This window comes from Sulfitobacter dubius (assembly GCF_900113435.1).
GTDB classification, from domain to species: Bacteria; Pseudomonadota; Alphaproteobacteria; order Rhodobacterales; family Rhodobacteraceae; genus Sulfitobacter; species Sulfitobacter dubius.
Genome location: NZ_FOPG01000002.1, coordinates 637,810 through 662,677 on the forward strand (window position 1 = coordinate 637,810; position 24,868 = coordinate 662,677).

At 62.0% G+C, this 24,868-nt stretch carries 30 protein-coding genes; 10 read left to right on the top strand and 20 right to left on the bottom strand.

Annotated elements, in window-relative coordinates; translation table 11 throughout:
• Positions 1 to 114 precede the first annotated feature (114 nt).
• Positions 115 to 1,356: an MFS transporter gene (locus BM229_RS11815; protein ID WP_093927827.1), complete on the top strand. Its 1,242-nt coding sequence runs from the start codon at positions 115 to 117 to the stop codon at positions 1,354 to 1,356.
• Here the strand turns inward: BM229_RS11815 and BM229_RS11820 are convergent.
• From BM229_RS11820 to mbfA, 6 genes are read right to left on the bottom strand one after another with little or no spacing between them, the layout of a single operon-like run.
• Positions 1,353 to 2,267, bottom strand: coding sequence for an ornithine cyclodeaminase family protein (locus tag BM229_RS11820; RefSeq protein WP_093927828.1), 915 nt, complete (start codon positions 2,265 to 2,267; stop codon positions 1,353 to 1,355). The two genes, BM229_RS11815 and BM229_RS11820, sit on opposite strands and share 4 nt — an antisense overlap.
• Complete coding sequence (locus BM229_RS11825; RefSeq protein ID WP_093927829.1) at positions 2,264 to 2,884, bottom strand: HAD family hydrolase; 621 nt, start codon at positions 2,882 to 2,884, stop codon at positions 2,264 to 2,266. Before BM229_RS11825 ends, BM229_RS11820 begins: the two co-directional genes overlap by 4 nt.
• A 32-nt stretch (positions 2,885 to 2,916) precedes the next feature.
• The gene (locus tag BM229_RS11830) at positions 2,917 to 3,369 is read right to left on the bottom strand and encodes a YaiI/YqxD family protein (RefSeq protein ID WP_093927830.1); all 453 of its coding nucleotides are present in this window, start codon (positions 3,367 to 3,369) and stop codon (positions 2,917 to 2,919) included.
• 3 nt (positions 3,370 to 3,372) lie between these two features.
• A complete protein-coding gene (fghA, locus tag BM229_RS11835; RefSeq protein ID WP_093927831.1) occupies positions 3,373 to 4,206 on the bottom strand; it encodes an S-formylglutathione hydrolase in 834 nt (277 codons plus the stop codon).
• Positions 4,207 to 4,234: 28 nt separating this feature from the next.
• Positions 4,235 to 5,164, bottom strand: a complete 930-nt coding sequence (locus BM229_RS11840) for an AEC family transporter (RefSeq protein ID WP_093927832.1) — start codon at positions 5,162 to 5,164, stop codon at positions 4,235 to 4,237.
• Positions 5,165 to 5,219: 55 nt separating this feature from the next.
• Positions 5,220 to 6,194 carry an iron exporter MbfA gene (gene mbfA / locus BM229_RS11845; protein ID WP_093927833.1) on the bottom strand — a complete coding sequence of 325 codons (975 nt, stop codon included), beginning with the start codon at positions 6,192 to 6,194 and terminating at the stop codon, positions 5,220 to 5,222.
• A gap of 154 nt (positions 6,195 to 6,348) precedes the next feature.
• On the opposite strand from mbfA, the gene BM229_RS18235 reads away from it, so the two are divergent.
• A complete protein-coding gene (locus BM229_RS18235; RefSeq protein ID WP_167360243.1) occupies positions 6,349 to 6,786 on the top strand; it encodes an I78 family peptidase inhibitor in 438 nt (145 codons plus the stop codon).
• 9 nt (positions 6,787 to 6,795) lie between these two features.
• Here BM229_RS18235 and paaK read toward each other — a convergent pair whose 3' ends face one another.
• Both paaK and paaI read right to left on the bottom strand, forming a co-directional pair.
• Positions 6,796 to 8,106, bottom strand: coding sequence for a phenylacetate--CoA ligase PaaK (paaK, locus tag BM229_RS11855; RefSeq protein WP_093927834.1), 1,311 nt, complete (start codon positions 8,104 to 8,106; stop codon positions 6,796 to 6,798).
• A complete protein-coding gene (gene paaI, locus BM229_RS11860; RefSeq protein ID WP_093927978.1) occupies positions 8,106 to 8,543 on the bottom strand; it encodes a hydroxyphenylacetyl-CoA thioesterase PaaI in 438 nt (145 codons plus the stop codon). The genes paaK and paaI overlap by 1 nt, the downstream gene beginning before the upstream one ends.
• 130 nt (positions 8,544 to 8,673) lie before the next feature.
• Between paaI and BM229_RS11865 the strand changes: the two genes are divergently transcribed.
• Complete coding sequence (locus BM229_RS11865) at positions 8,674 to 9,021, top strand: DUF2794 domain-containing protein (protein WP_093927835.1); 348 nt, start codon at positions 8,674 to 8,676, stop codon at positions 9,019 to 9,021.
• On the opposite strand, the gene BM229_RS11870 is transcribed toward BM229_RS11865, so the two are convergent.
• The 3 genes from BM229_RS11870 to BM229_RS11880 all read right to left on the bottom strand — a co-directional run bounded on the left by BM229_RS11870 (position 9,018) and on the right by BM229_RS11880 (position 11,620).
• Positions 9,018 to 9,800 carry a C40 family peptidase gene (locus tag BM229_RS11870; protein WP_093927836.1) on the bottom strand — a complete coding sequence of 261 codons (783 nt, stop codon included), beginning with the start codon at positions 9,798 to 9,800 and terminating at the stop codon, positions 9,018 to 9,020. The genes BM229_RS11865 and BM229_RS11870 overlap by 4 nt on opposite strands.
• A complete protein-coding gene (locus tag BM229_RS11875; protein WP_093927837.1) occupies positions 9,797 to 11,179 on the bottom strand; it encodes a leucyl aminopeptidase family protein in 1,383 nt (460 codons plus the stop codon). The genes BM229_RS11870 and BM229_RS11875 overlap by 4 nt, the downstream gene beginning before the upstream one ends.
• A gap of 63 nt (positions 11,180 to 11,242) precedes the next feature.
• Positions 11,243 to 11,620 (bottom strand): hypothetical protein, encoded by a 378-nt coding sequence (locus BM229_RS11880; RefSeq protein ID WP_093927838.1) that lies wholly within the window; start codon positions 11,618 to 11,620, stop codon positions 11,243 to 11,245.
• A gap of 155 nt (positions 11,621 to 11,775) precedes the next feature.
• Here BM229_RS11880 and BM229_RS11885 point away from each other — a divergent pair, with 155 nt between their 5' ends.
• Complete coding sequence (locus tag BM229_RS11885; RefSeq protein WP_093927839.1) at positions 11,776 to 12,426, top strand: carbonic anhydrase; 651 nt, start codon at positions 11,776 to 11,778, stop codon at positions 12,424 to 12,426.
• Between the two features lie 80 nt (positions 12,427 to 12,506).
• On the opposite strand, the gene BM229_RS11890 is transcribed toward BM229_RS11885, so the two are convergent.
• The 3 genes from BM229_RS11890 to BM229_RS11900 all read right to left on the bottom strand — a co-directional run bounded on the left by BM229_RS11890 (position 12,507) and on the right by BM229_RS11900 (position 14,607).
• Positions 12,507 to 13,529, bottom strand: coding sequence for an aspartate-semialdehyde dehydrogenase (locus BM229_RS11890; protein ID WP_067623574.1), 1,023 nt, complete (start codon positions 13,527 to 13,529; stop codon positions 12,507 to 12,509).
• A 108-nt stretch (positions 13,530 to 13,637) separates the two neighbouring features.
• A complete protein-coding gene (locus BM229_RS11895; RefSeq protein ID WP_093927840.1) occupies positions 13,638 to 14,312 on the bottom strand; it encodes a winged helix-turn-helix domain-containing protein in 675 nt (224 codons plus the stop codon).
• 1 nt (position 14,313) lies between these two features.
• Positions 14,314 to 14,607: a hypothetical protein gene (locus BM229_RS11900; protein WP_093927841.1), complete on the bottom strand. Its 294-nt coding sequence runs from the start codon at positions 14,605 to 14,607 to the stop codon at positions 14,314 to 14,316.
• A gap of 217 nt (positions 14,608 to 14,824) precedes the next feature.
• On the opposite strand from BM229_RS11900, the gene BM229_RS11905 reads away from it, so the two are divergent.
• The 3 genes from BM229_RS11905 (at position 14,825) to BM229_RS11915 (ending at position 17,327) form a co-directional block, all read left to right on the top strand.
• Entirely contained in the window at positions 14,825 to 15,382 is a 558-nt protein-coding gene (locus BM229_RS11905) for a hypothetical protein (RefSeq protein WP_093927842.1), read from the top strand.
• A gap of 126 nt (positions 15,383 to 15,508) precedes the next feature.
• Positions 15,509 to 16,138 carry a ribonuclease HII gene (locus tag BM229_RS11910; protein WP_093927979.1) on the top strand — a complete coding sequence of 210 codons (630 nt, stop codon included), beginning with the start codon at positions 15,509 to 15,511 and terminating at the stop codon, positions 16,136 to 16,138.
• 88 nt (positions 16,139 to 16,226) lie between these two features.
• On the top strand, positions 16,227 to 17,327 hold the full coding sequence (locus BM229_RS11915; RefSeq protein ID WP_093927843.1) for a site-specific DNA-methyltransferase: 1,101 nt from the start codon (positions 16,227 to 16,229) through the stop codon (positions 17,325 to 17,327).
• Positions 17,328 to 17,442: 115 nt separating this feature from the next.
• On the opposite strand, the gene BM229_RS11920 is transcribed toward BM229_RS11915, so the two are convergent.
• The 4 genes from BM229_RS11920 to mutY form a co-directional block, all read right to left on the bottom strand.
• Positions 17,443 to 17,652, bottom strand: a complete 210-nt coding sequence (locus BM229_RS11920) for an ANTAR domain-containing protein (RefSeq protein WP_244152162.1) — start codon at positions 17,650 to 17,652, stop codon at positions 17,443 to 17,445.
• Positions 17,653 to 17,681: 29 nt separating this feature from the next.
• Positions 17,682 to 17,867, bottom strand: a complete 186-nt coding sequence (locus BM229_RS18370) for a response regulator (protein ID WP_244152163.1) — start codon at positions 17,865 to 17,867, stop codon at positions 17,682 to 17,684.
• A gap of 68 nt (positions 17,868 to 17,935) precedes the next feature.
• Positions 17,936 to 19,084 (bottom strand): alkane 1-monooxygenase, encoded by a 1,149-nt coding sequence (locus tag BM229_RS11925; protein WP_244152164.1) that lies wholly within the window; start codon positions 19,082 to 19,084, stop codon positions 17,936 to 17,938.
• Positions 19,085 to 19,150: 66 nt separating this feature from the next.
• On the bottom strand, positions 19,151 to 20,215 hold the full coding sequence (gene mutY / locus BM229_RS11930; RefSeq protein WP_093927845.1) for an A/G-specific adenine glycosylase: 1,065 nt from the start codon (positions 20,213 to 20,215) through the stop codon (positions 19,151 to 19,153).
• A gap of 82 nt (positions 20,216 to 20,297) precedes the next feature.
• On the opposite strand from mutY, the gene BM229_RS11935 reads away from it, so the two are divergent.
• Genes BM229_RS11935 through BM229_RS11945 form a run of 3 tightly spaced genes read left to right on the top strand, consistent with a single transcriptional unit; the run spans position 20,298 to position 22,650 of the window.
• Entirely contained in the window at positions 20,298 to 20,807 is a 510-nt protein-coding gene (locus tag BM229_RS11935; RefSeq protein WP_093927980.1) for a DUF721 domain-containing protein, read from the top strand.
• 38 nt (positions 20,808 to 20,845) lie between these two features.
• Complete coding sequence (locus tag BM229_RS11940) at positions 20,846 to 21,532, top strand: DsbA family protein (protein WP_093927846.1); 687 nt, start codon at positions 20,846 to 20,848, stop codon at positions 21,530 to 21,532.
• Positions 21,532 to 22,650 carry a CaiB/BaiF CoA transferase family protein gene (locus BM229_RS11945; RefSeq protein WP_067624451.1) on the top strand — a complete coding sequence of 373 codons (1,119 nt, stop codon included), beginning with the start codon at positions 21,532 to 21,534 and terminating at the stop codon, positions 22,648 to 22,650. The genes BM229_RS11940 and BM229_RS11945 overlap by 1 nt, the downstream gene beginning before the upstream one ends.
• On the opposite strand, the gene lpxK is transcribed toward BM229_RS11945, so the two are convergent.
• Complete coding sequence (lpxK, locus tag BM229_RS11950; RefSeq protein ID WP_093927847.1) at positions 22,647 to 23,633, bottom strand: tetraacyldisaccharide 4'-kinase; 987 nt, start codon at positions 23,631 to 23,633, stop codon at positions 22,647 to 22,649. The two genes, BM229_RS11945 and lpxK, sit on opposite strands and share 4 nt — an antisense overlap.
• Positions 23,620 to 24,864, bottom strand: a complete 1,245-nt coding sequence (locus tag BM229_RS11955; protein WP_093927848.1) for a 3-deoxy-D-manno-octulosonic acid transferase — start codon at positions 24,862 to 24,864, stop codon at positions 23,620 to 23,622. The genes lpxK and BM229_RS11955 overlap by 14 nt, the downstream gene beginning before the upstream one ends.
• Between the last annotated feature and the right edge of the window lie 4 nt (positions 24,865 to 24,868).

Sequence of the window (24,868 nt, forward strand, 5' to 3'; positions counted from 1 at the left end):
ATTTGCTTTGTTGAATAGGGTTTACGGCAGCGCGGGCAGGCTGGCCAGTCTTTGGGGATGCGCAATTGACGGCGGCGGGGAAACCCATAATCTGCCGCGGAAAGGATTTCCTCCATGCAAAGCCTCGCGCCCCTGTTCACCCCGGTCCTGATGGTCGGATGTATCATCATCATGGTCAGCTTCGCCGTGCGGGCCTCTTTCGGCGTGTTCCAGATTCCGATTGCCGAGGAATTTGCATGGGCGCGGAGCGAATTCTCCCTCGCCATCGCGATCCAAAACCTTGCCTGGGGCATCGGGCAGCCGATCTTTGGCGCGCTGGCCGAAAAGATCGGTGACCGAAAGGCGATCATCATCGGCGCGGTGGTCTATGCAGTGGGGCTGCTTTTGTCGGCCAATTCCGCGACCCCGATTGAGCATCAGACCTATGCTTGGCTGGTGGGGTTCGGCATCGCGGGCACGGGCTTTGGCGTGATCTTGGCCGTGGTGGGCCGCGCGGCGTCGGATGACAACCGCTCCATGTCGCTGGCGATTGCCACGGCGGCGGGCAGTGCGGGGCAGGTCTTTGGTGCGCCGGTGGCGGAGTGGATGCTGAGCTTCATGTCGTGGCAGATGACCTTTGTCAGTTTCGCGGGTGTGATCCTTGCGATGCTGCTGACCCTGCCGATGATGCGCGCGCCCGCGATGGCCAGCCGGGCCGAGCTTGAGGAGTCGATGGGCCAAATTCTCGGCAAAGCCTTCCGCGATCCGTCCTATACGCTGATTTTTCTGGGATTCTTTTCCTGCGGCTATCAGCTTGCCTTCATTACCGCGCATTTCCCGGCCTTCGTGACCGAGATGTGCGGCCCTATCTTGGCCGGGGGTGTGCTGCATAACATTGGAATCACGACCACCTCGGCGCTTGGTGCGGTGGCGATTTCGCTGATCGGGCTGGCCAATATCGCGGGCACTTTGCTCGCCGGATGGGCGGGCAAACGTTATTCCAAAAAGTACCTGCTGGCGGGGATCTATGTCGGGCGCACGGTGATCGCCGCGGCCTTCATCATGTTCCCGATCACGCCGATGACAGTGATCCTGTTCTCTGTGGGCATGGGCGCGCTCTGGCTTGCCACGGTGCCGCTGACCAGCGGATTGGTCGCGCATATCTATGGGTTGCGCTACATGGGCACGCTTTATGGGATCGTCTTTTTCAGCCACCAGTTGGGCAGCTTCCTCGGCGTTTGGCTGGGCGGACGGATGTATGACATCTATGGCAGCTACACCGGCGTCTGGTGGGTCGGTGTGGCCGTGGGGGCGTTCAGCGCCGTGGTCCATCTGCCGATCCGCGAGAAACGGCTTGAGGGGCTGGTGACCGCCTAACGCGCGCGCCAGCGTTCGAGGATGTGCCGTGCGGTCATCAGGTCGAGATGCGCGCCGCCGCCGTTTTTGAACAGGGTGATTTCGTTATCGCTTTGTCGGGTGAAGACCCCGAGGTCGTAGTAATCCGCGATCAGGTGGTCGCGGGAGATCGTGCCTGCCTCAAGCGGAATGTTGATTTCGCCGATATGGCCGATGGTGGTGTCAAAACTGTCGACAAAGACCCGCGACTTCAGCAGGGCCGTGTCGTCCACCTCACGCATGTCGGGGCGGTAGGCACCGATAAGGTCGATATGCTGGCCGGGTTGCAGCCAGTCGCCCATGATTAGCGGGTCGGTCGACATGGTGGCGGAGGTCACGATATCGGCGGCACGGACGGCCTGCTCCAGATCGGTCGCTACGTTGATCTTTAGCTCAGCCGCCATCGCCTCGGCGTTCTTGGGCGTCCGGTTCCAGACGGTGAAACGCGCCTTCGGGAAGGCTGCGGAATAGGCGGCATGAAGCGCACGGCCTTGGGTGCCCGCGCCGACGATCAGGATGTTCCCACTGTCGGGTCGCGCCAGCCGCCGCGCGGCGAGCAGGCTGTCGCCAGCGGTTTTCCATTTGGTGACGAGGTGGAAATCCACGATCGCGGCGAGCGTGCCGGTTTCGTCATCAAAGAGGGACACGCCGCCGTTGACCATCGGCACCTCGCGGTCGGGATTGCCGGGGAAGATCGTGGCGGATTTCACCGCGATGCCCAGCCCGTTGATCCACGCCGCGCGGCTGAGTAGCGTGTCCTTGCCGCGATAGAGGAAGGTATCGCCAATCTCGGCCTTGGGCATGTCATGGCCCGCGGCCAGCGCATCGGTGAGCGCGATCCAGTCCAGTAGCGCTTCGCCTTCGTCGAAAGAGATATTGGGGATCACGGTCATGCGGTTTCCTCCCGGCTCAGCAGCCCAGCGGAGACGAGCCGGTCAGCCCATCCCTGCGGTCCGGTGAAGTGATGCGTCTGCCAGCCGCGCGCGGCGGCGGCGGCGATATTGTCGGCGCGGTCGTCGGTAAAGAGCAGCGCCTCAGGCGGCAGCCCGCTGCCCTGCTCCACGGCTTCATAAATCGACGGCGCGGGTTTGATCATGCCAAGGTGGCCGGAAATGAAATCACGGTCGAATTCGCGCAGGAAGGGGTAATGGGTCGCGGCCAGATCATAGCTTTGGATGCCAAAATTGGTGAGCGAGAAGACCGGCACGCCGCGCGCCTGAAGTGCCTTCATCAACCGCAGGGAGTGGTCGATCACCGGCGCGGCCATTTCGATCCAGCGGTCGTGCCAGAGGCGGATTTCATCGCGCCAATCGGGCGTCGCCTCGGCCATGGCATAGATCGTGTCGCGGAAGTTTTCGCCGCTGTCGACGCGGTCGTTCATGCCGTGCAGATCGACGGCATCGAACATGGCGCGGCGGCGATCTGCGCCGATGACGCTGTCGTAAAAGCGTTCCGGTTGCCATTCGATCAATACGTTGCCGATGTCGAAAACGACCGCCTGAGGTGTCATATCACTTGCCCTATCAATTCCTAAACGCGGGGCTAACCCCGCGCTGCCGCGCGCAGTTCCCGCTCCAATGCTTCGAGGAAACGGGAGCGGTCGGCCTTTGTAAACCCCTTGCCGCCGCCTTGGCGAAAGGGGTCGGCAGCGCGCAGGTCGGTCATCAGATCGCGGGTGGCGAGCACGTTGCCGATATTAGCCTGTGTCAGCGCTTCGCCGTTGTGTTTCAGCACCCTTGCCCCGGCTTCCACGCATTTCGCGGCCAGCGGGATATCCCCCGTGACCACCACATCCCCTTTGCCGCAGCGGTCAGCGATCCACATGTCGGCGATGTCGGACCCGTCAGGGACGATCACCACTTCGACCAGCGGGTTCTGCGACATGCGCAAGCCGCCGTTGGAGACGAGGTACATCTTGACCTTGTGGCGCGTCGCGACCCGTTCGGCCTCGGTTTTGACGGGGCAGGCGTCGGCGTCGATATAGAGCGATGTCATCGGTTAACCTGCATAGAGCGCATCGGCATGGAATGCGACGTGATCTTCCATGAAGCTCGCCACGAAGAAATAGCTGTGGTTATAGCCCGGTTGCATCCGGAAGCTGCCTTGTTGGCGTTTGGCGGCCATGGCCTCGGCCAATGCTTCGGGTTTCAGCAGCTCGAGGAACTGGTCGCTGCTGCCTTGGTCGATCAGGATCGGCCCGTCAAAACCCTTTTCGCGCATCAGGAGGGTGCTGTCATGCTTGGCCCATGTGGTTTCATCTGCGCCGAGATAGGCGCTGAGTTGCTTTTTGCCCCAGTCGCTCTCCGTCGGATTGGTGATCGGCGCAAAGGCAGAAACCGAGAGGAAACGCCCCGGCAGGTTCATCGCCAGTGTCAACGCGCCATGCCCGCCCATGGAATGCCCGGTGATGCCCTGCCGCTCCATATCAATGGCGAAGTTTTCGCCGATCAGGCCGGGCAGTTCCTCGGCCAGATAGTCCCACATCTGGTAGTGTTTCGCCCAAGGCTCCTGCGTCGCGTTCACATAGAACCCCGCACCTTTCCCGAGGTCGTAAGCCTCATCATCCGCCACATCCTCGCCCCGTGGGGAGGTATCTGGGAAGACCACTGCGATGCCATGTTCCGCCGCCCAAAGCTGCGCGCCCGCCTTGGTCATGGCGTTCTCATGGGTGCAGGTCAGGCCCGACAGATACCACAGCACCGGCACCGGGCCGTCCTGCGCCTCGGCGGGGAGGAAGAGGCCAAAGGTCATGTCGCAGCCGCAGGCGTCGGACGCGTGAGAATAGACCCCCTGCGTGCCACCGAAACAGGCGTTTTCCGAGATGGTCTTCATGGCAGCGTTCCTTTCGAAATTGGGTATGTCACAGGGCCGAGACCCAGCCTACGACAAGGCTGACGGTAACGATACTGACTGTGGTTGAGACGAGAATGGCGGCAGAGACCCGCTGAGGGGCGACGCCGTAGTGTTGGGCGAGCATATAGACATTGCCCGCCACCGGCAGTGCTGCGGCGGCGATGATGACCCCGGCTTTGTAGGGATCGACGCCGAAAAGAAACAGCGCGCCAAAGGCTACGAAGAGCGGGTGCAGCACCAGTTTGCAAAAGGTCAGCCAGCCTGCGATCTCAATCCGCTCGGCGGATTTGGAAGCCAGCGACGCGCCGATGGCAAAGAGCGCTCCGGGGGTGGCAGCCCCGCCGAGGATGGCCAGAAATTCGTTCAGCGGCACGGGGATTGGGATGCCGAAGCCAGACCAAAGGAACCCCAGCGTGATGGCGACGATCATCGGGTTTTTCAGCAGCCCCAGCCCCACGATCTTGAGCGTCGCCAGCCGCAACTGCCCCTCGCGGGAGCCGGTAATCAGGATCACGATCAGGCTGGAAAAGATAATCATGTCGACGGTCAGCGCCAGCAGCACGGGGCCAATCGCCTCTGGCCCCAAAAGCAGCGTCAGCATCGGCACGCCCAGAAACCCGGTGTTGCCGATCACGGCGCATTGCGCCTCGATCCCGTTGGTCGCCACGTCGAGCCCGCGCAGGAAGCCGACGAGGCTGGCAATGGCATAGACGAAAGCGGTGCCCCAAAGGTAGGCGGCGACAAGGCGGCTGTCCCACACCTCGGCCAGTGAGAGATTGGCGGAAAAGCGGAACAGCATCGCCGAGAGGGCGAAATAGAAAACAAATTTGGTGAGATAGGCCGTCGCTTCGGCTGAGAAGAACCGCGTGCGCCCGGCCCAGTAGCCAAGGCCGATCAGCGCAAAGAACGGCAGGGTTTTCAGGAAGATCGCGACCATGGGTCAAGCATTAGCCAGCCCGCTCGCGGGGTGCAATGGGGCAGGGGCCATTGCCTTACCCTGAGCCGATCAGCACCCCGGCGGCAAAGACCAATGCGCCGCCCAGCACCACTTGGAATGCGGCGCGAAAGAAGGGCGTTTCCATGAACTTATTCTGGATCCACGCGATGGCCCAAAGCTCTACAAAGACGACGATGATCGCGACCACGGTGGCGGTCCAGAAGTCGGTGATCAGGTAGGGCAGCGCGTGGCCCAGCCCGCCCACCGTGGTCATCACGCCCGAGGCTACCCCGCGTTTGATCGGAGAGCCGCGGCCCGATAACTCGCCGTCATCCGACGCGGCCTCAGTAAACCCCATCGAGATGCCGGCGCCCACACTGGCGGCAAGGCCCACAAGGAAGGTTGTCCAAGTATTATGGGTGGCAAAGGCCGTGGCGAAGATCGGGGCGAGGGTCGAGACAGAGCCGTCCATCAGCCCCGCCAGACCCGGTTGCACCCAAGTCAGCAGGAATTGCCGATGCGCACGGCTGTCCTCGTCGCTGCGGCTGTCGTCATCAAGGTGCCGCTCGGTCAGATCTTGTGCGTCGCCTTGGTGGCCTGCCTCGGCTGCGGCCAGATCACCCAAAAGCTGTCGGGTCGCGGCGTCGCTGGTGCGGGCCGCGGCGGCGAGGTAGAACTTCTCCGCATCCTGCTCCATCGCGGCGGCCTCTTGCCGGATGCGCTCCAGCGAGAGGTTCTCGATCAGCCAGACCGGGCGCCGCGCGTAATAGCCAGAAACATGCTCGCGCCGGATGAGGGGGATGACCTCTCCAAAACGGCTCCGGTGCAGGTCAATCAAACGGCGGCGGTGTTCATTCTCCTCCTCGGCCATCCCGTCAAAGATTGCGGCGCTGTCGGGATATTCATCACGCAACCGTTCAGCATAGTCACGATAGATGCGCGCATCGTCCTCTTCAGAGGAGATAGCGAGCGCCAGAACCTCCTGTTCGCTCAGGTCTTTGAAACGTTTGCGGTTGAACGAAAATCGCATGGGGAAACTCCGTAATCTGGCACTTACCGTAGTGCCATCGGCGGGTTCCAGCAAATGCAAAGCGCCTTGCCCTTGGCGGCGCGCGGGATGGACCTACCTGTTGCGAGATCGTCGGCCCTTGCTCCGGCGCCACGCGAATAACGAGGTTTGGAACATGAGATTAGTTTTCTTGGCACCCCTATTGGTGGCAGGCTGCGCCGAAGTGTCGACTGCGCCTGTGCAAAACCCCATTCCGGCCCCTACGGCGCCGACGGCCACTGCGCCGCCACCTGCACGCCCCGCGTCTGCGGAAACGTCTACCCCGTCGACCAAGCCCAAACCATTGCCCAGTTCGGTCATTAATGCGGTGAATGAAACGTCGAGCACGTCAACATCACCGCAATCGCCGCCGACCTCAAAACCGCTGTCGGAAACCTGCAAAGAAGGCAGTTGGTGGGGTCTGGTTGGCCGCCCTCGCTCGGCCGCCAGCATCGTGTCAGAGCCCAAGCGCGTCTATACCGAAGGCGACCCGGTGACCATGGACGCCAATCCCAACCGCACCAACATCGTGTTGGACGCGGAAGGAAAGATCGCCAAGGTCACCTGCGGCTAGGGTCTCCCCCTAGCCCTTTGGCCGCTTGTCGAGAATGCGCACGGCTTTGCCCTCTGACCGGGCAACGCCGCCGACATCCATGACCTCAACCTTGACCGAGATGCCGACCGTCTGCTTGATCTGTGCTGACAGCGCTCTGATCGCCGCTTGCCGGGCGTCAGTGGTGATGCTGGCGTCCGCGCATTCGCATAGCACGCGCATCTGGTCCATCCGGTCGGGGCGCGAGAGTTCGATCTGGAAATGCGGGGCCAGCCCGGGCGTGGCCATCAGCGCCTCTTCGATCTGGGTGGGGAAAACGTTGACGCCGCGCAGGATAATCATGTCGTCGCTGCGGCCCGTGACCTTCTCCATCCGGCGCATGGAGCGCGCGGTGCCCGCCAGCAGACGGGTGAGGTCGCGGGTGCGGTAGCGGATGATCGGGAAGGCTTGTTTGGTGAGGGAGGTGAACACCAGCTCGCCCATTTCACCATCTTCGACCGGGGCACCTGTTTCGGGGTTGATGATCTCGGGGTAGAAGTGATCCTCCCAGATGTGCAGCCCGTCTTTGGTCTCCACACATTCCATCGAAACGCCCGGCCCCATGACTTCGCTGAGGCCATAGATATCGACGGCATGCATGTCGAAGGCTTGTTCGATCTCCAGCCGCATGGCGTTGGTCCAAGGCTCTGCGCCGAAGATGCCGACCTCAAGCGAGGATTGACGCGGATCAATGCCTTGGTTGGCGAATTCATCCAAGATCGACAGCGCGTAGGAGGGCGTCACCGTGATGCCCTTGGGCTGGAAATCCTCGATCAGCCGCACTTGGCGTGGTGTCATCCCGCCCGAGATCGGCACGGTCGAGAGGCCAAGCGCATCAGCGCCAAGGTGAATGCCCAAGCCGCCAGTAAACAGCCCATAGCCATAGGCGTTGTGCAGCATGTTGCCCGGGCGCATCCCCGCCGCGCGCAGGGAGCGGGCGACGACTTGGCCCCAGTTCGCCAGATCATCCTTGGTGTAGCCCACCACCGTCGGCTGCCCGGTGGTGCCAGATGATGCGTGAATGCGCGCCACCTGATCGCGCGGCACGGCGAACATGCCAAAGGGGTAATTGTCGCGCAGATCGGTTTTGACGGTGAAGGGAAAGCGCGAGAGATCGGAAAGCTGTTTCAGATCATCGGGATGCACGCCTGCATCGTCAAAGCTTTGCTTGTAAAAAGGGACGTTGTCATAGGCGTGGCGCAGGGACCATTTCAGACGGTCCAATTGCAGGGCGCTGATTTCGTCCCGGCTGGCGATCTCAATCGGGTCGAGCGTATCCTTCGCGGGGGTCAGGTCTTTCATCAGGTCGGCTCCTCCTCGGTAAATAGCTGGCCCTTGATGCTGCGGGAAAGCCCGCGAAACAGGGCCACGACACGGTCATCCGCGCCCGTGACGGTAACGTCATAGATGCCCGACCGACCGCTACGCGACACTTCGCGTGCGGTGGCGGTCAGCCGCTCCTCTGGCTGACCGGGGCTGAGATATGTGATCTGGTTCTGCTGGGCGACAGTGGTTTGGTTGTAGCTGTTGCAGGCAAAGGCAAAGGCGCTGTCGGCTAGTGTGAAGATAAATCCGCCGTGGCAAATGCCGTGGCCGTTCAGCATGCCCGGGCGCACCGACATCGACAAAACCGCGCCGCCGGGGGTCACATCGTCGATGGTCATGCCCAATCCGGCAGAGGCGGAATCTTGGGCGAACATCACCTCGGCACATTTGCGGGCGCGGGCTTCTGGGGTCATTCCATCGGGCCTTTGTGTTTCATTTTTCAGATTGGTTGCACAATTCTGTAACGCTTTCAAGAAATTTAGAGCGGCGCATTCGACCATGTCAGGGCTTGATTTGGCCCCCATCAGGGTCAACTGTAAAGCCATGAGCATAGAGCCCCCATCGCCGATCACGGCTTTCGAGCGCCCCGCCGAACAGGTCGCATTCCACCGCACGGAACTGTCGCTGATCCTATCGCTTTATGGCCGGATGGTCGCCGCCGGAGAGTGGCGCGATTATGGGATTTCCCACCTTAAAGAAGTGGCGGTCTTTTCAGTCTTTCGGCGCACGGCGGAGATACCGCTGTACCGGATCGAAAAGCGGCCCAAGCTGCGCAATCGGCAGGGCATGTATGCGGTGGTGGGTACCGGCGGGCAGGTGCTGCGCCGGGGCCATGACCTTAAGGCCGTGCTGCGTGTGTTAGAGCGTAAGCTGATCCGCGCGGTGGACTAAACGCCGGGGCGGCGATGTGCCGTCACCGGGCCGTCCCCGCCCGCTTCGATCCGGGCGATCGCGTCGGCGATGTTTTCATAGCTCACGGCCATCGCATGGGCATTGGCGTGGATCATCGTTTCGCCATCCACCACCAACGCTACATGGCCTTTCCAGAACAGCAGATCATTGCGCTGATAGGCGCCGCTGACGGGGGCGCCCACGGTCTTTTCCTGCTGATCGCTGTCACCGGGGCAGGGCATGCCGCAGGCCAGCAACGCCGCCTGCACGAGGCCGGAACAATCAATCCCCCAGCGGCTGTTGCCGCCCCAAAGATAGGGCGTGCCGAGGAACAGCGCCGCGATCTGCGCGGGGTCTTCCTCATGGCTGTCGATGGGGGCAAGATGGCCCTGCGGGATATGCCCCTGCGGGGTTTCGGCGAAATCCTTGGTCTCTGCCGTGACCGTGACGCGCGCACCGTAGCTGAGGCTCAGCAGGTCCGGCGATTTCAGATCGGCGTCGCGATAGGCATGGGTGGCAGGCACGCGGACGCGGTGGGTGGCCTTGCGCGGTGTGCCAAGGGTGCTTTGCAGGACATAGCCGCAATAGCCATCCTTCTCGGCCTGTACATAGGCCCAGCCCGACGCCTCATGCAGGACGGTCACCTGTTCGCCGAACAACACCTGCCGATCGCGCGGCCCGTCGGGACGGCGGCAGAGGTCTGCCACCGGCACCGCCACCTGCGCAGGGCGGTTCTGGGTCGCCAGCGCCGGGTCCGGGGTAAGGCGCGGGTCGCTCATTGTTTTAGCAACGCGGGCAGGGCGGCATAGATCGCGCGGGTGCCTTGCCCGGTGCCGCCTTTCGGGCGGGCGGGGGCGTCGGCAGGCTGCCAGCCGTAGATGTCAAAATGGGCATATTTGCTCTCGGTCACGAAACGGCGCAGGAAAAGCGCTGCGGTGATCGACCCGGCGAACCCGCCCTTGGGCGCGTTGTCGAGGTCGGCGATGCCGGGCTCAATCAGCGCCTCGTAAGCGTCATGGAAAGGCATCCGCCAGACCGGATCGGCAGAGCCCCGAGCGGCGCTTTCCAAGGCTGAGACGAAAGCGGCATCGTCGCTGTAATAGGGCGCAAGGTCCGGCCCTACGGCCACCCGCGCAGCCCCCGTGAGCGTCGCCATCGAGATGATCTGATCGGGTTTGTCCTCATCCGCCAGCGCCAGCGCATCGGCCAGCACCAGACGCCCTTCGGCGTCGGTGTTGTTGATCTCTACCGTCAGCCCCTTGCGCGAGGTCAGGATGTCGCCGGGGCGGAAGGCATTGCCGGAGACCGAATTTTCCACCGCCGGGATCAGCACGCGCAGTTGCACTGCCATGCCGGTGGCCATGATCATATGCGCCAGCCCCAACACGGCAGCGGCGCCCCCCATGTCCTTTTTCATCAGCGCCATGGACGCACCGGGTTTCAGGTTCAGCCCGCCGGTGTCGAAACAGACGCCTTTGCCCACCAGCGTCAGCTTTGGCCCCGTGTCGCCCCATGCCATGTCGATCAAACGCGGCGCGCGGTCGGCGGCGCGGCCAACGGTGTGGATCATCGGCAGGTTGTTCTCTAGCAACGTATCGCCGGTTGTGACTTCGATCTTCGCGCCATGCTGCTCGGCCAATTTGCGCGCGGCGGCTTCGAGATCGGGCGGGCCCATGTCAGAGGCGGGGGTGTTGATCAGGTCGCGGGTCAGCATCTCGCCCGTGGCAAGTGCGGTGATCTGCGCGGCGTCGATCCCTTCGGGCGCGACAAGCCGGGCCGCCAGTGGCGTCTGGTCGCGGTAGCGGTCAAAGCGGTAGCCTGCCAGCAGCCAGCCGAGCGCTTCATTCGCCGCTTGGTCCTCCGGCAGACCGCTTTCAATTCGGTAGTCCCCCGCAGGCAGCTTTGCCGCAGCGGCAGCAAGGTGAAAGCGGCCCCGCCGGCGCGCGGCTTCGGTGCCGTAGCCCACCAATGCCAGCGCGGGAGTGCCTTCCTCCCCCGGCACGACAAGCGCCTGACCAAGGCCGCCCGAAAAACCGCCGGCTTTCACCCATGCCTGCACAGCGCCGGGCTGATCGGCAAGCCAGCCTTCAAGCGCGGCTTCGCTCAAGACATGAAGCGGCAGGGCATTGGCGGAGGGGGTGGCGAATTCGGCGGACATGACAAACCTTTGCAAATCTGGAACTGCGCGCAGCCTACTCTTTCCATCGCCACCCGCAAGCGATCAGATCGTGAGGTCTGGCAAGTCCCAGATCGCAGTCAGCGACCGTTCCCCGCTGCGGATCAAGCGCGACAGCGTGGCGGCGGTGGCGATGTCATCCTTGGCATCAATACAGGCTATAACATCGGCCGCCACCTGCGAGACCAATGCCATGCCAATCTGCTCGGCAATGGCGATCAGACGATGCACGCTTTTGCGCAGCCCGGCGCGGTCTTGGGTCTGGTGCAGACTTTTGCAATGGGACATCCGCAAAGCCAATTCCTCCGACGCGCGACAGACGACATCTTCGGCCCCCACCTCACCAAGTTGGGAATAAAGCAGCCCAAGACAGTCTTGATCGACACGGATCTGTTCCGTCGGGCGTATTTGCACAAGTTGCATCGTTGTCATCCTTCAATCAGCCCCCACGGCCATGTCGCAACATCACGCAAGATGGTGTGCAAAGGGTTGGGATGGTGGAGTCTTTTCTCTCGAATTCGTATCGGATTTGCGCTATCTGCGCTGAAACCGCTTCATGCATTAAGGGACGTTTACACATGGACAAGGCCAAGGCTCTGCCGTCGTATCTGTTGCAACGCTATCAAGGGTGGAAGGCGACCGGCTATGCCGAGAACCAGACATGGTATCGCCGATTGGCCGCTGAGGGGCAGCGCCCGCGCGCGATGGTGATCTCCTGCTGCGACAGCCGCGTGCATGTGACCTCGATCTTTGGCGCCGATCAAGGCGAGTTCTTCATTCACCGCAACATCGCTAACCTTGTGCCGCCCTATGAGCCGGATGGCAAACAGCACGGGACCTCGGCGGCGGTGGAATATGCCGTCAACGCGCTGAAGGTCGCGCATCTGATTGTGCTGGGCCATTCCAGCTGCGGTGGCGTCGCGGGGTGTATCCAGATGTGCAAAGGCAACGCGCCCGAGCTTGAGAACCAAGACAGTTTCGTGGGCCGCTGGATGGACCTGCTGCGCCCGAAATACGAGACGGTGGAAAAGGTCGAAGACGCGGCGGAGCAGCAGCTTTTGCTGGAGCGTCAGGCGGTGCTGACCTCTCTTGAGAACCTGATGACCTTTCCTTGGATCAAGGAAAAGGTCGAAGATGGCACGCTGAGCCTGCACGGCCTGTGGACCGACATCGGCGAGGGCAGCTTGGAATATTACGACGCCAAGGCGCAGACATTCGAGCCGGTTTAAGCCCATCGCAGATGCATGAGGCAGAGACGAAAAAGGGGGCCGTTTGGCCCCCTTTCTTATTCCTAGACTGGGGCTGAACCTCAGCCTTTTTTCAGTACTTCGCGGCCCAGCAGTTCGGCGATCTGTACGGCGTTCAGGGCGGCACCCTTGCGCAGGTTGTCGCTGACGCACCACAGGTTGATGCCGTTGTCGATGGTACTGTCCTGACGGATGCGGCTGATGAAGGTGGCGAAGTCACCCACGCATTCCACCGGCGTGACGTAGCCGCCGTCTTCGCGCTTGTCGATCACCATGAGACCCGGCGCTTCGCGCAGGATGTCGCGGGCTTCGGCTTCGTCGAGGTGGTCTTCGAATTCGATGTTGATCGATTCCGCATGGCCCACGAATACCGGCACACGCACGCAGGTCGCGGTGACTTTGATCGACGGGTCGACGATCTTTTTGGTCTCGGCGACCATCTTCCATTCTTCCTTGGTCGAGCCGTCTTCGAGGAAGACGTCGATATGCGGAATCACGTTGAATGCGATCTGCTTGGTGAACTTGCTGGCGGGCTTGTCATCGGTCGGGTTGTAGATGCTCTTGGTCTGATCCCAAAGCTCATCAATGCCTTCCTTGCCCGCGCCGGAAACCGACTGGTAGGTCGATACGACGACGCGCTTGATTTTGGCGCGGTCGTGCAGCGGCTTCAGCGCCACAACCATCTGCGCGGTCGAGCAGTTGGGGTTGGCAATGATGTTTTTCTTGGAATAGCCGTGCACGTCCTGCGGGTTCACCTCGGGCACGATCAACGGCACGTCTTGGTCATAGCGGTAAAGCGACGAGTTATCGATCACCACGCAGCCCGCTTTGGCAGCGGCAGGGGCGTATTTCTTGGTTGCTTCGGAACCCACGGCAAAAAGCGCCATGTCCCAGCCAGTGAAGTCGAAAGTATCGAGGTCTTTGGTCTTGAGGGTCTTGTCCCCAAAGCTGATTTCCGAACCCAGCGAGCGGCGGCTGGCCAGAGCCACGATCTCGTCCACGGGGAACTGACGCTCCGCGAGGATGTTCAACATTTCACGGCCCACATTGCCTGTGGCACCGACGACGGCGACGCGATAACCCATCTGATTACTCCAGTCTGTCCAATTAAATTTGACGCCATTTAACGTGCCTGCGGGGCATTGGCTAGGGCCAGCCGCGCGCGGGCAGGGTGGGGCGGTGCTTTGCCGAGGTTAAAGGACCTTGATCACGTCCTTGTTGATCGCCAGCATATAGCCGCGCCGGGCGATGTTCTTGACCAACAGTTCCGACACCAATTGATTGCCCAAGGTGTCGCGCAATCGCTTGATCCGCGTGGCCCCGGCGGCCTCATCACAGTCGGCGGCGTTGCGGCCCGATATCATGCCTTCGATCTCAGAGCCTGACAATACGTCGTCATCCATCCGTGCTTCGGCAAGGACCGACATCGTCTCCATCGCCGCTGCGGTCAGTTTGAAGCCGAGGTTATTAAGGTAAACGGTGTTTTCTTCGCGGCTGATGAGCAATGAGTTCACCTGAATGCCCGTCCGCTCGATCTGCGCCATACGGCGGTTGAAGCCGACGAGCATGATCAGAAACACCATCGCCGCGATCAGCATGGCGCTGGCAAAGACCAGCAAGACCACGATCACAATGCGATAGCTGGCCAATGTCTCGGAAAATGCGGTGCCGGACTGGGCGAGGATTTCGAGCAGCTTGATCTCGGCTTGGGTGGTCAGATCGTCATTTTCGATAAAAATCCGCTCAACCCGCGCGTTAAAGGCATTGGCATCGGGCAGCGCCCAAAGCAGCAACGCCGCCCCGGCCAGCAACACCAGCACGACGGCGGCAATGCCACCGCCTACGAAACGCCCGCCAAATCTGCGCATGTCAGAAGCGGAGGTAGAATGTTCCTGCACTGTCTTTCCTTTGATCCAGACCTTCGTCGCCGAATACGGAGAGGATATTCAACAATGTCCAGCCCTCCGCCGCAAGTCGTGGCGTGAGTTCGGCCTTGGCACCGGCGGCATCGCAGGCATCATTAATCTGCGCTACCCCATAATGGAGGCGCAGCGGATTGTCTTGCTTGGCCTTATAATCGGCATAGCAGCCAGCCGCTGCCATCGCGGGCAGGGCCACAGTGACCGCCAGCGCGGTCATCAGGGTGAAACATGCGTTTTTCATACGTTTTTAATGCGCGTTTGCCCGCTGATATTCAATAACTAAGGTGTTTTCGGCCGCATGTTATTCGATAACGACCCCCTGTTATTGCCTGTCTTTGGCCCTCTCCCCAATTTGCTGGCATCAACAGACACGAAAACTCAGACACGGCCCCCGAGCGTTGGCCGCAGACGACAAAGGGCGCAGGACACCGCGCCGATAACAAGAAGGGACCAGACCCATGTACCGCAAGTTCATTGCTACCATCGCTGCTCTGTCGGTTGCCATCACCGCTTTCGGTGCCCGCGACGCCGCTGCCGATGAAAAGGAAGTGCTGCGCACCCTCGCCGCGATTGCGGGCGTCGCGATCGTGGGCAAAATGATCTACGACAATAAGAAAGACCGCGAAGAGCGCGAGACCGTGACCCGCCGTCGTGCCGCCCCGGTTTATGAAGCGCCACGCTATTACCCCACGGTTTCCGAGCGGCCCCGTTTGCGCCCCTATGTTGATCGGCGCCCGCAGCCGCGTCACACTGCCCGGACATCGCCCAAGCGCGAAGTGCGCCCCATGCCTGAGCGGGTGGATCGCAAGCTGCTACCGCAGCAGTGCTTCCGCAGCTTTAATGGCGAAGACGGCAAGGTGATGATGTTTGGCGAACCCTGCCTTGAAAAGAATTACGCCCAAGTCGACCGTCTGCCCAACTATTGCGCCAAGCGCGTGAAGACGGCGGACGGCGCACGCTACGGCTATGATGCCCGCTGCCTGCGCGACTCGGGTTACAGCTTGGCCCGTCGGTAACACCGGCGTGCCTTGACCGAGCGGCACGTCCCTGTCGCTCGGGTTTTGAAAGGGGGGGTGTTCGGGCGCCTCCCCTTTCTCTTTTTTTGTTGCACCTTTTCGGCGCATGCGGTTTCACCTCGCCCTATGATACCAGACTTTGAATTTGAACGCGGCGCGGCTGCCCGCGGCTTTCGCACCATTGCCGGGGTGGACGAAGTGGGCCGTGGCCCGCTTGCCGGGCCGGTCACCGCCGCCGCCGTGGTCTTTACCGAAGGGCAGATCCCCGAGGGGCTGAACGATTCTAAAAAGCTGACAGCCCGCGCCCGAGAACGGCTGTATGAAGAGATCATGTCGGTGGCCGTCGTTTGCGTGGCCCATGCCACCGTCGAAGAGATCGAAGAACACAACATCTTGCGTGCCAGCCATCTGGCCATGACCCGAGCGCTGGCCGGATTGGCCTGCGTGGCGGACTACGCGCTGATCGACGGTAATATGCTTCCGCGCGATCTGAGCCTTCCGGCGCAACCTGTGGTGAAGGGTGATGCCCGCTGTCTGTCGATCTCAGCCGCCTCTATCGTTGCCAAAACCGTGCGCGATAACCTCATGGTGGATTTAGCGCAACAGCATCCCGGCTATGGCTGGGAAACCAATATGGGCTACGGATCGAAAAGCCACATGGCTGCCCTCCGGGATCTTGGTGTGACCCCACACCATAGACGTTTGTTCAAGCCGGTACACAATATCTTGTATCAAGCCAATTTGTTAACCGATTGATTCAAAAAAGAAATTGACCACGAATCGTTGATGGCCCATTTTATCCACAACCAATGAGCGCTTAAGCGCCGGGTAATGAGGCAGAGATATGAAAACGATGACAAAGAGCGCTGCGGCGCTTCCCTTGAACACTATTGTTGCGGGCGATTGCATTGAGGCAATGAACGCCCTTCCAGCAGAGTCGGTGGATCTGATCTTCGCGGATCCGCCCTACAACTTGCAGTTGCGGGGTGATTTGCATCGCCCGGACAACTCCAAGGTCGATGCAGTTGATGACGAATGGGACCAATTCGCCAGCTTCAAAGCCTATGATGATTTTACCCGTGCATGGCTCAAAGCCGCGCGGCGTTTGCTGAAACCCGATGGCGCGATCTGGGTGATCGGCAGCTATCACAACATCTTCCGCGTCGGTGCGGCGTTGCAGGACCAAGGTTTCTGGATCCTCAATGATGTGGTTTGGCGTAAGTCCAACCCGATGCCGAACTTCCGGGGCAAGCGCTTTACCAATGCCCATGAGACGATGATCTGGGCAGGCAAGAGCGAGAACAGCAAATACACCTTTAACTACGAAGCGCTGAAGGCGCTGAACGAAGGCATCCAGATGCGCAGCGATTGGGTGCTGCCGATATGCACCGGCCATGAGCGTCTAAAGGACGAAGCAGGCGACAAGGCGCATCCGACGCAAAAGCCCGAAAGCCTGCTGCACCGTATCCTCGTTGGTTCGACCAACCCCGGCGATGTGATTCTCGATCCGTTCTTCGGCACCGGCACCACCGGCGCTGTCGCCAAGATGCTGGGCCGCGATTTCATCGGCATCGAACGCGAGGAAGCTTACCGCAAGGTGGCCGAGAAACGCATCTCGATGGTGCGCAAGTTCGACAATGAAGCGCTCCAAACCACCACCTCCAAACGTGCCGAGCCGCGCGTGCCTTTCGGTCAGTTGGTCGAGCGTGGCATGCTGCGCCCGGGCGAGAACCTCTATTCCATGAATGGCCGTCACAAGGCCAAGGTCCGTGCCGATGGCACCCTCATTGGCAGCGATGTCAAAGGGTCGATCCATCAGGTGGGCGCGGCCTATGAGAAAGCGCCAAGCTGCAACGGCTGGACCTACTGGTGCTACAAGAAAGACGGCAAGAATGTCCCCATCGACATTCTGCGTCAGCAGATCAGAGCCGAAATGGCCAACTGATCCACCCACAGACATTCGAACACCGCCGGCACCCGTGGCCTCTCTGCGTGAGGGGCAGCCACACGGGTGCCTACCTTGACCCCGCCCCATGGCGGGGTTTTTTTGTTGGACCGGCCTAATTGACCCACCGTTTGCGGGCCTGAAACTCACGCAGCACGGCGTCAATATAGCGGGCATCGAAATCGGATTTATTCACCACGTAGAGCACCCCGGCAGAGGCGGCTTTTTCCCACATGCCGGGGGAGGGCCAATCGCTGACCATAATCACCGGCGTTTGGGCATGGCGGTCGTCACAGGCCAGCTCCAACGCGAAATTCGCGCCCAACCCATCAGGCAGGTTGTTGTCGAGCAGGATCAGCGCCTTGTCCCCCCGCTTAGCGCCTTGCGCGCGGCTTCGATGCTGGAGGCGAACTCCACCCGCATCCCGCCATAGGCGCGGCCCAGAATGCGGCGCAGCCTCTCTCTGTCAAACTCACTGTCTTCGACGATCAGACAGGTGCCATCATACACCGCCCCCGAGGGCGCTTGCTGTTGCCGCATCAATACCACTCCACTGGTAACAATCGCAGCCTATGTGACAGGCAAAGTTTAACTTTGCGTTGCCGCGCTCAGAGCCGGGGCAGGGGATTGCTGGCCTTGTTGTAGGCTTTCCAGTCGGTGATCTCGGGGTAGTACATCTCGCGCCATTTGCGCACGCGGGGGTTCATGATGCCCCGCCACAGCGGGGGCACCATCGCGGCCATTGTCATTACCGGATAGCCATAGGGCAACTGCGGCGCGTCGCCCGTGCCATAGGTCTGCAAGACCGGGAAGCGCCGGTCGGGTTTGTAGTGGTGATCGGAATGGCGTTGCAGGTTGATCAGCAGCCAGTTGCTGGCCTTATGCGCCGCGTTCCATGAATGGCGCGGCTGGACGTGTTCGTATTTGGCCCCGCCCAGATGTTTGCGCGTCAGCCCGTAGTGTTCGATGTAATTGACCAGTTCCAATTGCCAGATCGCCACACCGGCTTGAACAAGGAACAGACCGAGCCCGCTCCAACCGCCCAAGATCAGCGCCAGCAGCAGGAAGGCGGCTTGCAGCGCCCAGTATTTAAGGAACGGATTGCCCGGATCGGTCCAAGGCAGCCCCTTGCGCGCCAGCATGTTCTTTTCCGCATGAAAGGCCGAGGTCAGCGACTCGCGCAGCACACGGGGATAGAAGCGGTGGAACCCTTCATTATAGCGCGCCGTCACCGTGTCGCGCGGGGTGCCGACATGGCGGTGATGCACCAGCAGATGTTCCGACCGGAAGTGCGAATAGAGCACCATGGCCAGCAGGATATCCGCCAGCCGCCGTTCGGTCTTGTTGCGTTGGTGCATTAGCTCATGGCTGTAGTTGATGCCGATGGTACCGGTGATGACGCCCACGCCAAAGAACAGAAAGATCCGCTCTGCCGTGCCTAGATGCGCGGCACGCGTGGCGTAATAGATCAGGCCAAAGACGGTCAGGAATTGCAGTGGCGTCCAGATCAGAGTGACGAGGCGATACCAATAGAGATCGTTCTCGGTCGCTTCCAGATCAGCGTTGTCGAGGTTCAGCCCCAGCACCGCGTCGAGCAGGGAAAAGAGATACCATGTCACCAACGGCAGCAGCGCGATGGTCCAGCCGCCCTGCGTTGCACAGCACCACGCCAGAGGGATCAGCAGCAGGGACATCCAGAAAGGCAGTGCGCGCGACAGACGGGCGAGGTCTTGGGCGGCGATGATGCGGTTGGACATGGGGCACCTCATAGTTGCGCGCCAGATATACCGCAGTTTGCCCGAGGCTCAAAGCCTGACGCGGCGCTATCGCGCGAGGTCGAAGGCTTTGCGCATGACGGTGGGAAGGTCGCTGGGGCGGAACTGGTTCTGGCCGATAAATTCACCGTTTTGCGGCGCGGCATCATGGCCGACCCGCGCGTGCTGCACCGTCAACATCAGATGGAAATGGGTGAAGGTGTGGCGCACCTCGCCGGGCAGGGCGCGCCAATCGGCGGCCAAGGGCGGCGTCCCTGCGGGGCGCGGCTCGGATGCGTCTACCCAGTCGGAGCCGGGCCAGCCAAGCATGCCGCCGAGCAGCCCCTTATCGGGCCGTGTCTCCAACAACCACGCGCCATCCTCGCGTTGCGCCAGATAAACGGTGCCGTGCCGGATGGGTTTCGGCTTTTTCGGGGTCTTCTTAGGCAAGAGCGCTGCTGTGCCTTCTGCACGGGCCACGCAGGGCTCGCGCCACGGGCAGATGCCGCAGGCGGGGGATTTTGGTGTGCAGATCGTGGCACCGAGGTCCATCACGGCTTGGGCATAGTCTCCGGGCCGGTCCTGCGGGGTCAGCGCGACGGCCCGCGCCATCAGCTCGGGCTTCGCAGCGGGCAGGGGCGTGTGGATGTCATAGACCCGCGCCATCACCCGCTCGACATTGCCATCAAGCACCGCGTGGGGCAGATCGAACGCGATGGAAGAAATCGCCGCCGCCGTATAAGGCCCGATCCCCGGCAGTTTCAGCAGCGCGTCGTGATCCGCCGGAAAATTGCCTTCATGCTCATCCACCACCACGCGGGCACATTTCAGCAGGTTGCGGGCGCGGGCGTAATAGCCAAGGCCCGCCCATTCGGCCATCACATCAGCATCCTCGGCGGCGGCAAGGGCGGCGACATCCGGCCAGCGGGCGGTGAACCGCGTGAAATAGTCCTTTACCGTGGCCACGGTGGTCTGCTGCAACATGACCTCGCTCAGCCAGATGCGGTAGGGATCGGGCGTGACACCTGCCATCCGGTCGTGCGGCGGCACCCGCCACGGCAGGGCGCGGGCGTGGGTGTCGTACCATTCCAGCAGGATCGGCGGCAGCTTGCTGACGGGTGTCTTCTCACGCAATGTTTAGGCCTTTCGAGGGGGCAGGGGCTGGTGACGCTGGGGCAAATGGTTATGTATGTCAGCACATTCGGGAAACAAAGCCATGCCGCCACGTCGTACGACTACAAAAGGGTTCAAACGCACCGACAGCCTGCTCTCGCAGCAGATTCGCAAGGCGAGCGAGACCCGTGGCTTTGCGCAATCGCGTCTGTTGACCCATTGGACCGAGATCGTGGGCGAAGCAACCGCCGCCATCTCGCGCCCGGTTGAGGTCAGCTATGGCCGGAAAGAAGGCATCGGTGCCACGCTGACCTTGCTGACCACCGGGGCCAATGCGCCCATGCTGGAGATGCAAAAGGAACAACTGCGCGCGCGGGTCAACGCGGTCTATGGCTATAACGCCATCGCGCGGGTGCGGATCACCCAGACAGCGGCGACAGGCTTTGCCGAAGGGCAAGTGGCGTTTGATCATAAACCCAAGGGCGAAAAGACCGCTCCGAGCCCTGCATTGCAACGCAAAGCAGCCGAAGCCGCTCAGCCCGTGGCCGACGAAGGGCTGCGCGCAGCCCTTGCACGTCTGGGCGAGAACATATTGAACAAGAACCAAAGCTGACCAACCTAAAGCTGACGTAACAGACAAAGGAACATCTCATGAATCGCAGAAACGTAATCCTTGGCGGTCTCGCCACACTCGGCGTCGGTGGCTGGTTTGCCGCAAGCAGCTTCGGCTCCCCCCCCCTTGGCAGCACCGCGCTGACACCTTTCGTTGGGGCCGCGAACGCGCAAACGACTGAGGGCGATGTGGATACCTCAGGCATCACCGAGATGGTCATGGGCGATGAAAACGCGCCGGTGACGATGATCGAATACGCCTCCTTCACCTGCCCGCACTGTGCGACCTTCCACAACGATACCTTCAAAAAGCTGAAGGCCGATTACATCGACAGCGGCAAGGTCAAGTTCATCTACCGCGAAGTCTATTTCGACCGCTACGGTCTCTGGGCCTCCATGGTGGCGCGCTGCGGCGGTCAGGAGAAGTTCTTTGGCATCGCCGACTTGATCTACAAATCGCAAAGCGAATGGACCCGCGCGGGCGAACCTGCCGCCATCGTCGACGAGCTGCGCAAGATTGGCCGTCTGGCTGGCCTAGATAACGAGACGTTGGACGAATGCCTGAAAGACGGTGAAAAAGCCGAGGCGCTGGTGGCATGGTACACCGAGAACTCCAAAGAGGATGACATTTCAAGCACACCGAGCTTTGTCATCGACGGCAAAAAACACTCCAACATGTCCTATGGCGACATGAAGGAAATCCTCGACGAAGCGCTGGCTGGCTAATGACCGCACCGCTTGCAGGACTGAAAGTCGTCGAATTGGCGCGTGTTCTGGCTGGCCCTTGGGCCGGTCAGACACTGTCGGACCTCGGATGCGAGGTGATCAAAGTGGAAAGCCCGGCGGGGGATGACACCCGCCAATGGGGGCCGCCCTTTGTTACCCGGGACGAGGATGTCACCGCCTCCTATTTCCACTCGACCAACCGGGGCAAAGCCTCGGTCACCGTGGATTTCCGCACTGAGGAAGGTCAGGCGCAGGTCAAAGAGCTTTTGGCCGATGCGGATATCCTGATCGAAAATTTCAAGACCGGGGGATTGGCGAAATACGGGTTGGACTATGCCAGCCTCTCTGCCCAGTTCCCGAAACTGATCTATTGTTCGATCACGGGGTTCGGCCACACCGGTCCCTACGCCCATCGCGCGGGCTATGATTTCATCATCCAAGGCATGTCCGGCCTGATGTCGATCACCGGGGAGCCCGACGGCCAGCCGCAGAAATCCGGCATGGCGATCACCGATATCTTTACCGGGGTCTATGCCAGCACCGCAATTTTGGCCGCCGTGCATCAGCGTCACCAAACCGGCGTCGGCCAGCATATCGACATGGCACTGCTTGACTGCGCCGTGGCGATCACCGGCAATCAGGCGATGAACTATCTCACCACCGGCAAGGCGCCGACGCGGATGGGCAACGCGCATCCCAATCTGACGCCCTATGAGGTGTTTGAGTGTTCCGACGGCCATCTCATCATCGCCACGGGCAATGACGGGCAATATCAGCGCCTGTGTCAGTTGCTGGGCCTCGATGACATGGCCACCGCGCCGGAATACCTCAAGAACGCCGACCGTGTCGCAAACCGGCCCGAGATGATCCGCCGCTTGACCGGGGCGACCCGTCTGCGCAGCCGCGATGATCTTTTGGCGGCGTGCGAAGCGCATGGCGTGCCCGCCGGGCCGATCAACGACATGGCCGATGTCATGGCCGATCCGCAGGTCGTGGCGCGGGGCATGCAGATCGAACTCGACGGTGTGCCGGGGCTGCGGTCGCCTTTTACCTTTTCAGGGGCCGAGCTTTCGCTGCACCGGCCCGCGCCGAAATTGGGCGAAGACAATAAGGCCTAAGGCGGTGGCAGCCTGTCCAGCGCTGTATGCAGCGCATTGCCTTCGGGCAGGGACAGGCGCACCGGCAGGGTCAGCACCTTGGCGCGGAACTCCATCGGCAGGCGCACGGCGTCTTTCTCGGTCGTGACAAGCTGGGCGCCGCGCATCGCGGCCTCGGTCTCTAGCCGCAGCATCAGTCGTGGCGTCAGTGGCTGGTGATCCTCCAGCGCCTCGGCGTGCAGGATCGTGGCCCCCAGCCCGCGCAGCGTGGCGAAAAACTTCTCAGGGTGGCCGATGCCTGCAAAGGCGAGCACTTGGGAATCCGACCAATCCATTCCGGTTTGCAGTGGGGCGAGTTCGGCGCGCGCGTGGGGGAGATCGGTCTTTGGCAGCCTTGCTGCAAAAGCTGCCTGCGCTGCGTCAGCCCCAATCGACAACAGTAAGTCAGCCCGCGCCAGCCCCGCCGCGACAGGTTCACGCAACGGCCCGGCAGGCAGGCACAGGCCGTTGCCGAAACCTTTGACCGCGTCCACTACCACGATGCTCAGATCCTGCACCAGCGCGGGGTTCTGAAAACCGTCATCCAGCACCACCACCGTGGCCCCCGCCGCTTCGGCGGCCTGCGCCCCCACTGCGCGATCCCGGGCGACCCAGACATCGGCAAAGGCGGCGAGCAGCAGCGGCTCGTCCCCGACCTCATTCGCGCTGTGCTGTACGGGGTCAACCCGCACCGGCCCCTCCAGCGTGCCGCCATAGCCGCGTGAGACGACATGCGGACGATGGCCGCGCTCCAGCAGATATTGCAGCACCGCCATCACCGTCGGCGTCTTGCCGGTGCCGCCCGCGTTGATATTGCCGACGCAGATCACCGGGATGCCCAAGCGCAGCGGCGTGCCGCTGGCCAGCCGCCGCGCGGTGGCCGTGGCATAGAGCGCGCCTAGCGGTTGCAATAGCCGCGCGCGCCAATCGGGTCGGGGCAGGTGCCAGAAATCAGGCGCGCGCATGGGATGCTCCCGCCTGTTCGTCGAGCCGGTCCTGCACCATTTCAATCACCCTATCGGCCAGTTCGGCCCCTTCGCTGATCACGTCCCAGCCCGCATGGGCCATGGTGGCGGCCTGATCCGGCGCGATCAACCGCGACACCGCGTTGCCAAGGGCGCCCGCGTCGTTGACGATCCGCGCCGCCCCCGCCGTGGCGAGCCGCCCGTAAGAGGGCAGGAAGTTCCTTACCTTGGGGCCATAGAGCACCGCCGAGCCAAGCGCCGCCGCCTCGAAGGGATCGCAGCCGCCGTGGCCCGAGACCAGCGAAGACCCGAGGAAGGACACCGGAGCCACCCGAAAGAACAGCCCCCGATCGCCCGGATCGTCCGCCACCATGACCTGCGTCGTCTCGTCAGGGTAGGGGTCATCCCCCCACCGCATCGCGGTGAACCCACGCGCGCGGGCGCGTTCATAGGCAATATCGGCGGTCGGGTAGTCATGGGTGTGCAGGATCAGCAGCAAGCGATGCGACAGGCGCAGCGCTTGGCGGTGAGCGGTCAGCACGACGGGTATCTCTTCGGGGAGGATTTGCGTGGCATACCAGACCGGACGTCCGACAAGGCAGGCCGACATATCCGCCAGATCCGAATCCGCGCAGCGCAGCGCTTGGCCGCCCGTCAGCAGCGGCGAAGTCACCTCTCCGTTGCTGCGCGGCAGGCCCAGTTGCACGAGACGGCGCAGCACTGCGGGGGAGCGGGCCAGCACCTGTTCGAAAGCCCCCAGCAACTGCCGCGTCACATCGGGCAGCCAGCGGTCCCGTCGGCCATCGAAGCCGGCGCTGTCGGCGTCGATCATCATCATGGGGCAGCCGCGCTCTGCGGTTTCCAACACGAGGTTGGGCCTCAGCCCGCCCCATGTCCACAGGCAGAAATCGGGCCGCCAGTGGTCAAGGAACCGCGCGACATTGTCGGGGTGTTCGCCGGGGGCGGGGAAGATGAACAGATCACGCGTGTCGCAGATTGGCAGGTCTTGCGCAGCCGCGCTTTCCGAAAGGGTGACCAGCACCGCGACCCGGTCGCGCATCGCCATGAACCGTTTGGCAAGGTCAAGCACGGCCAGCACGTTGCCCGCCTCGGCGGCATGCATCCAGACCAGCTCCCCTTTGGGGCGGAGGGCATAGGGCGGCGCGTCTTCGGCCCCGCCGCGGCGCACGAGGGCGCGATAGGCTGCAAGCCCCAGCGACCGCGCCGCCATGGTG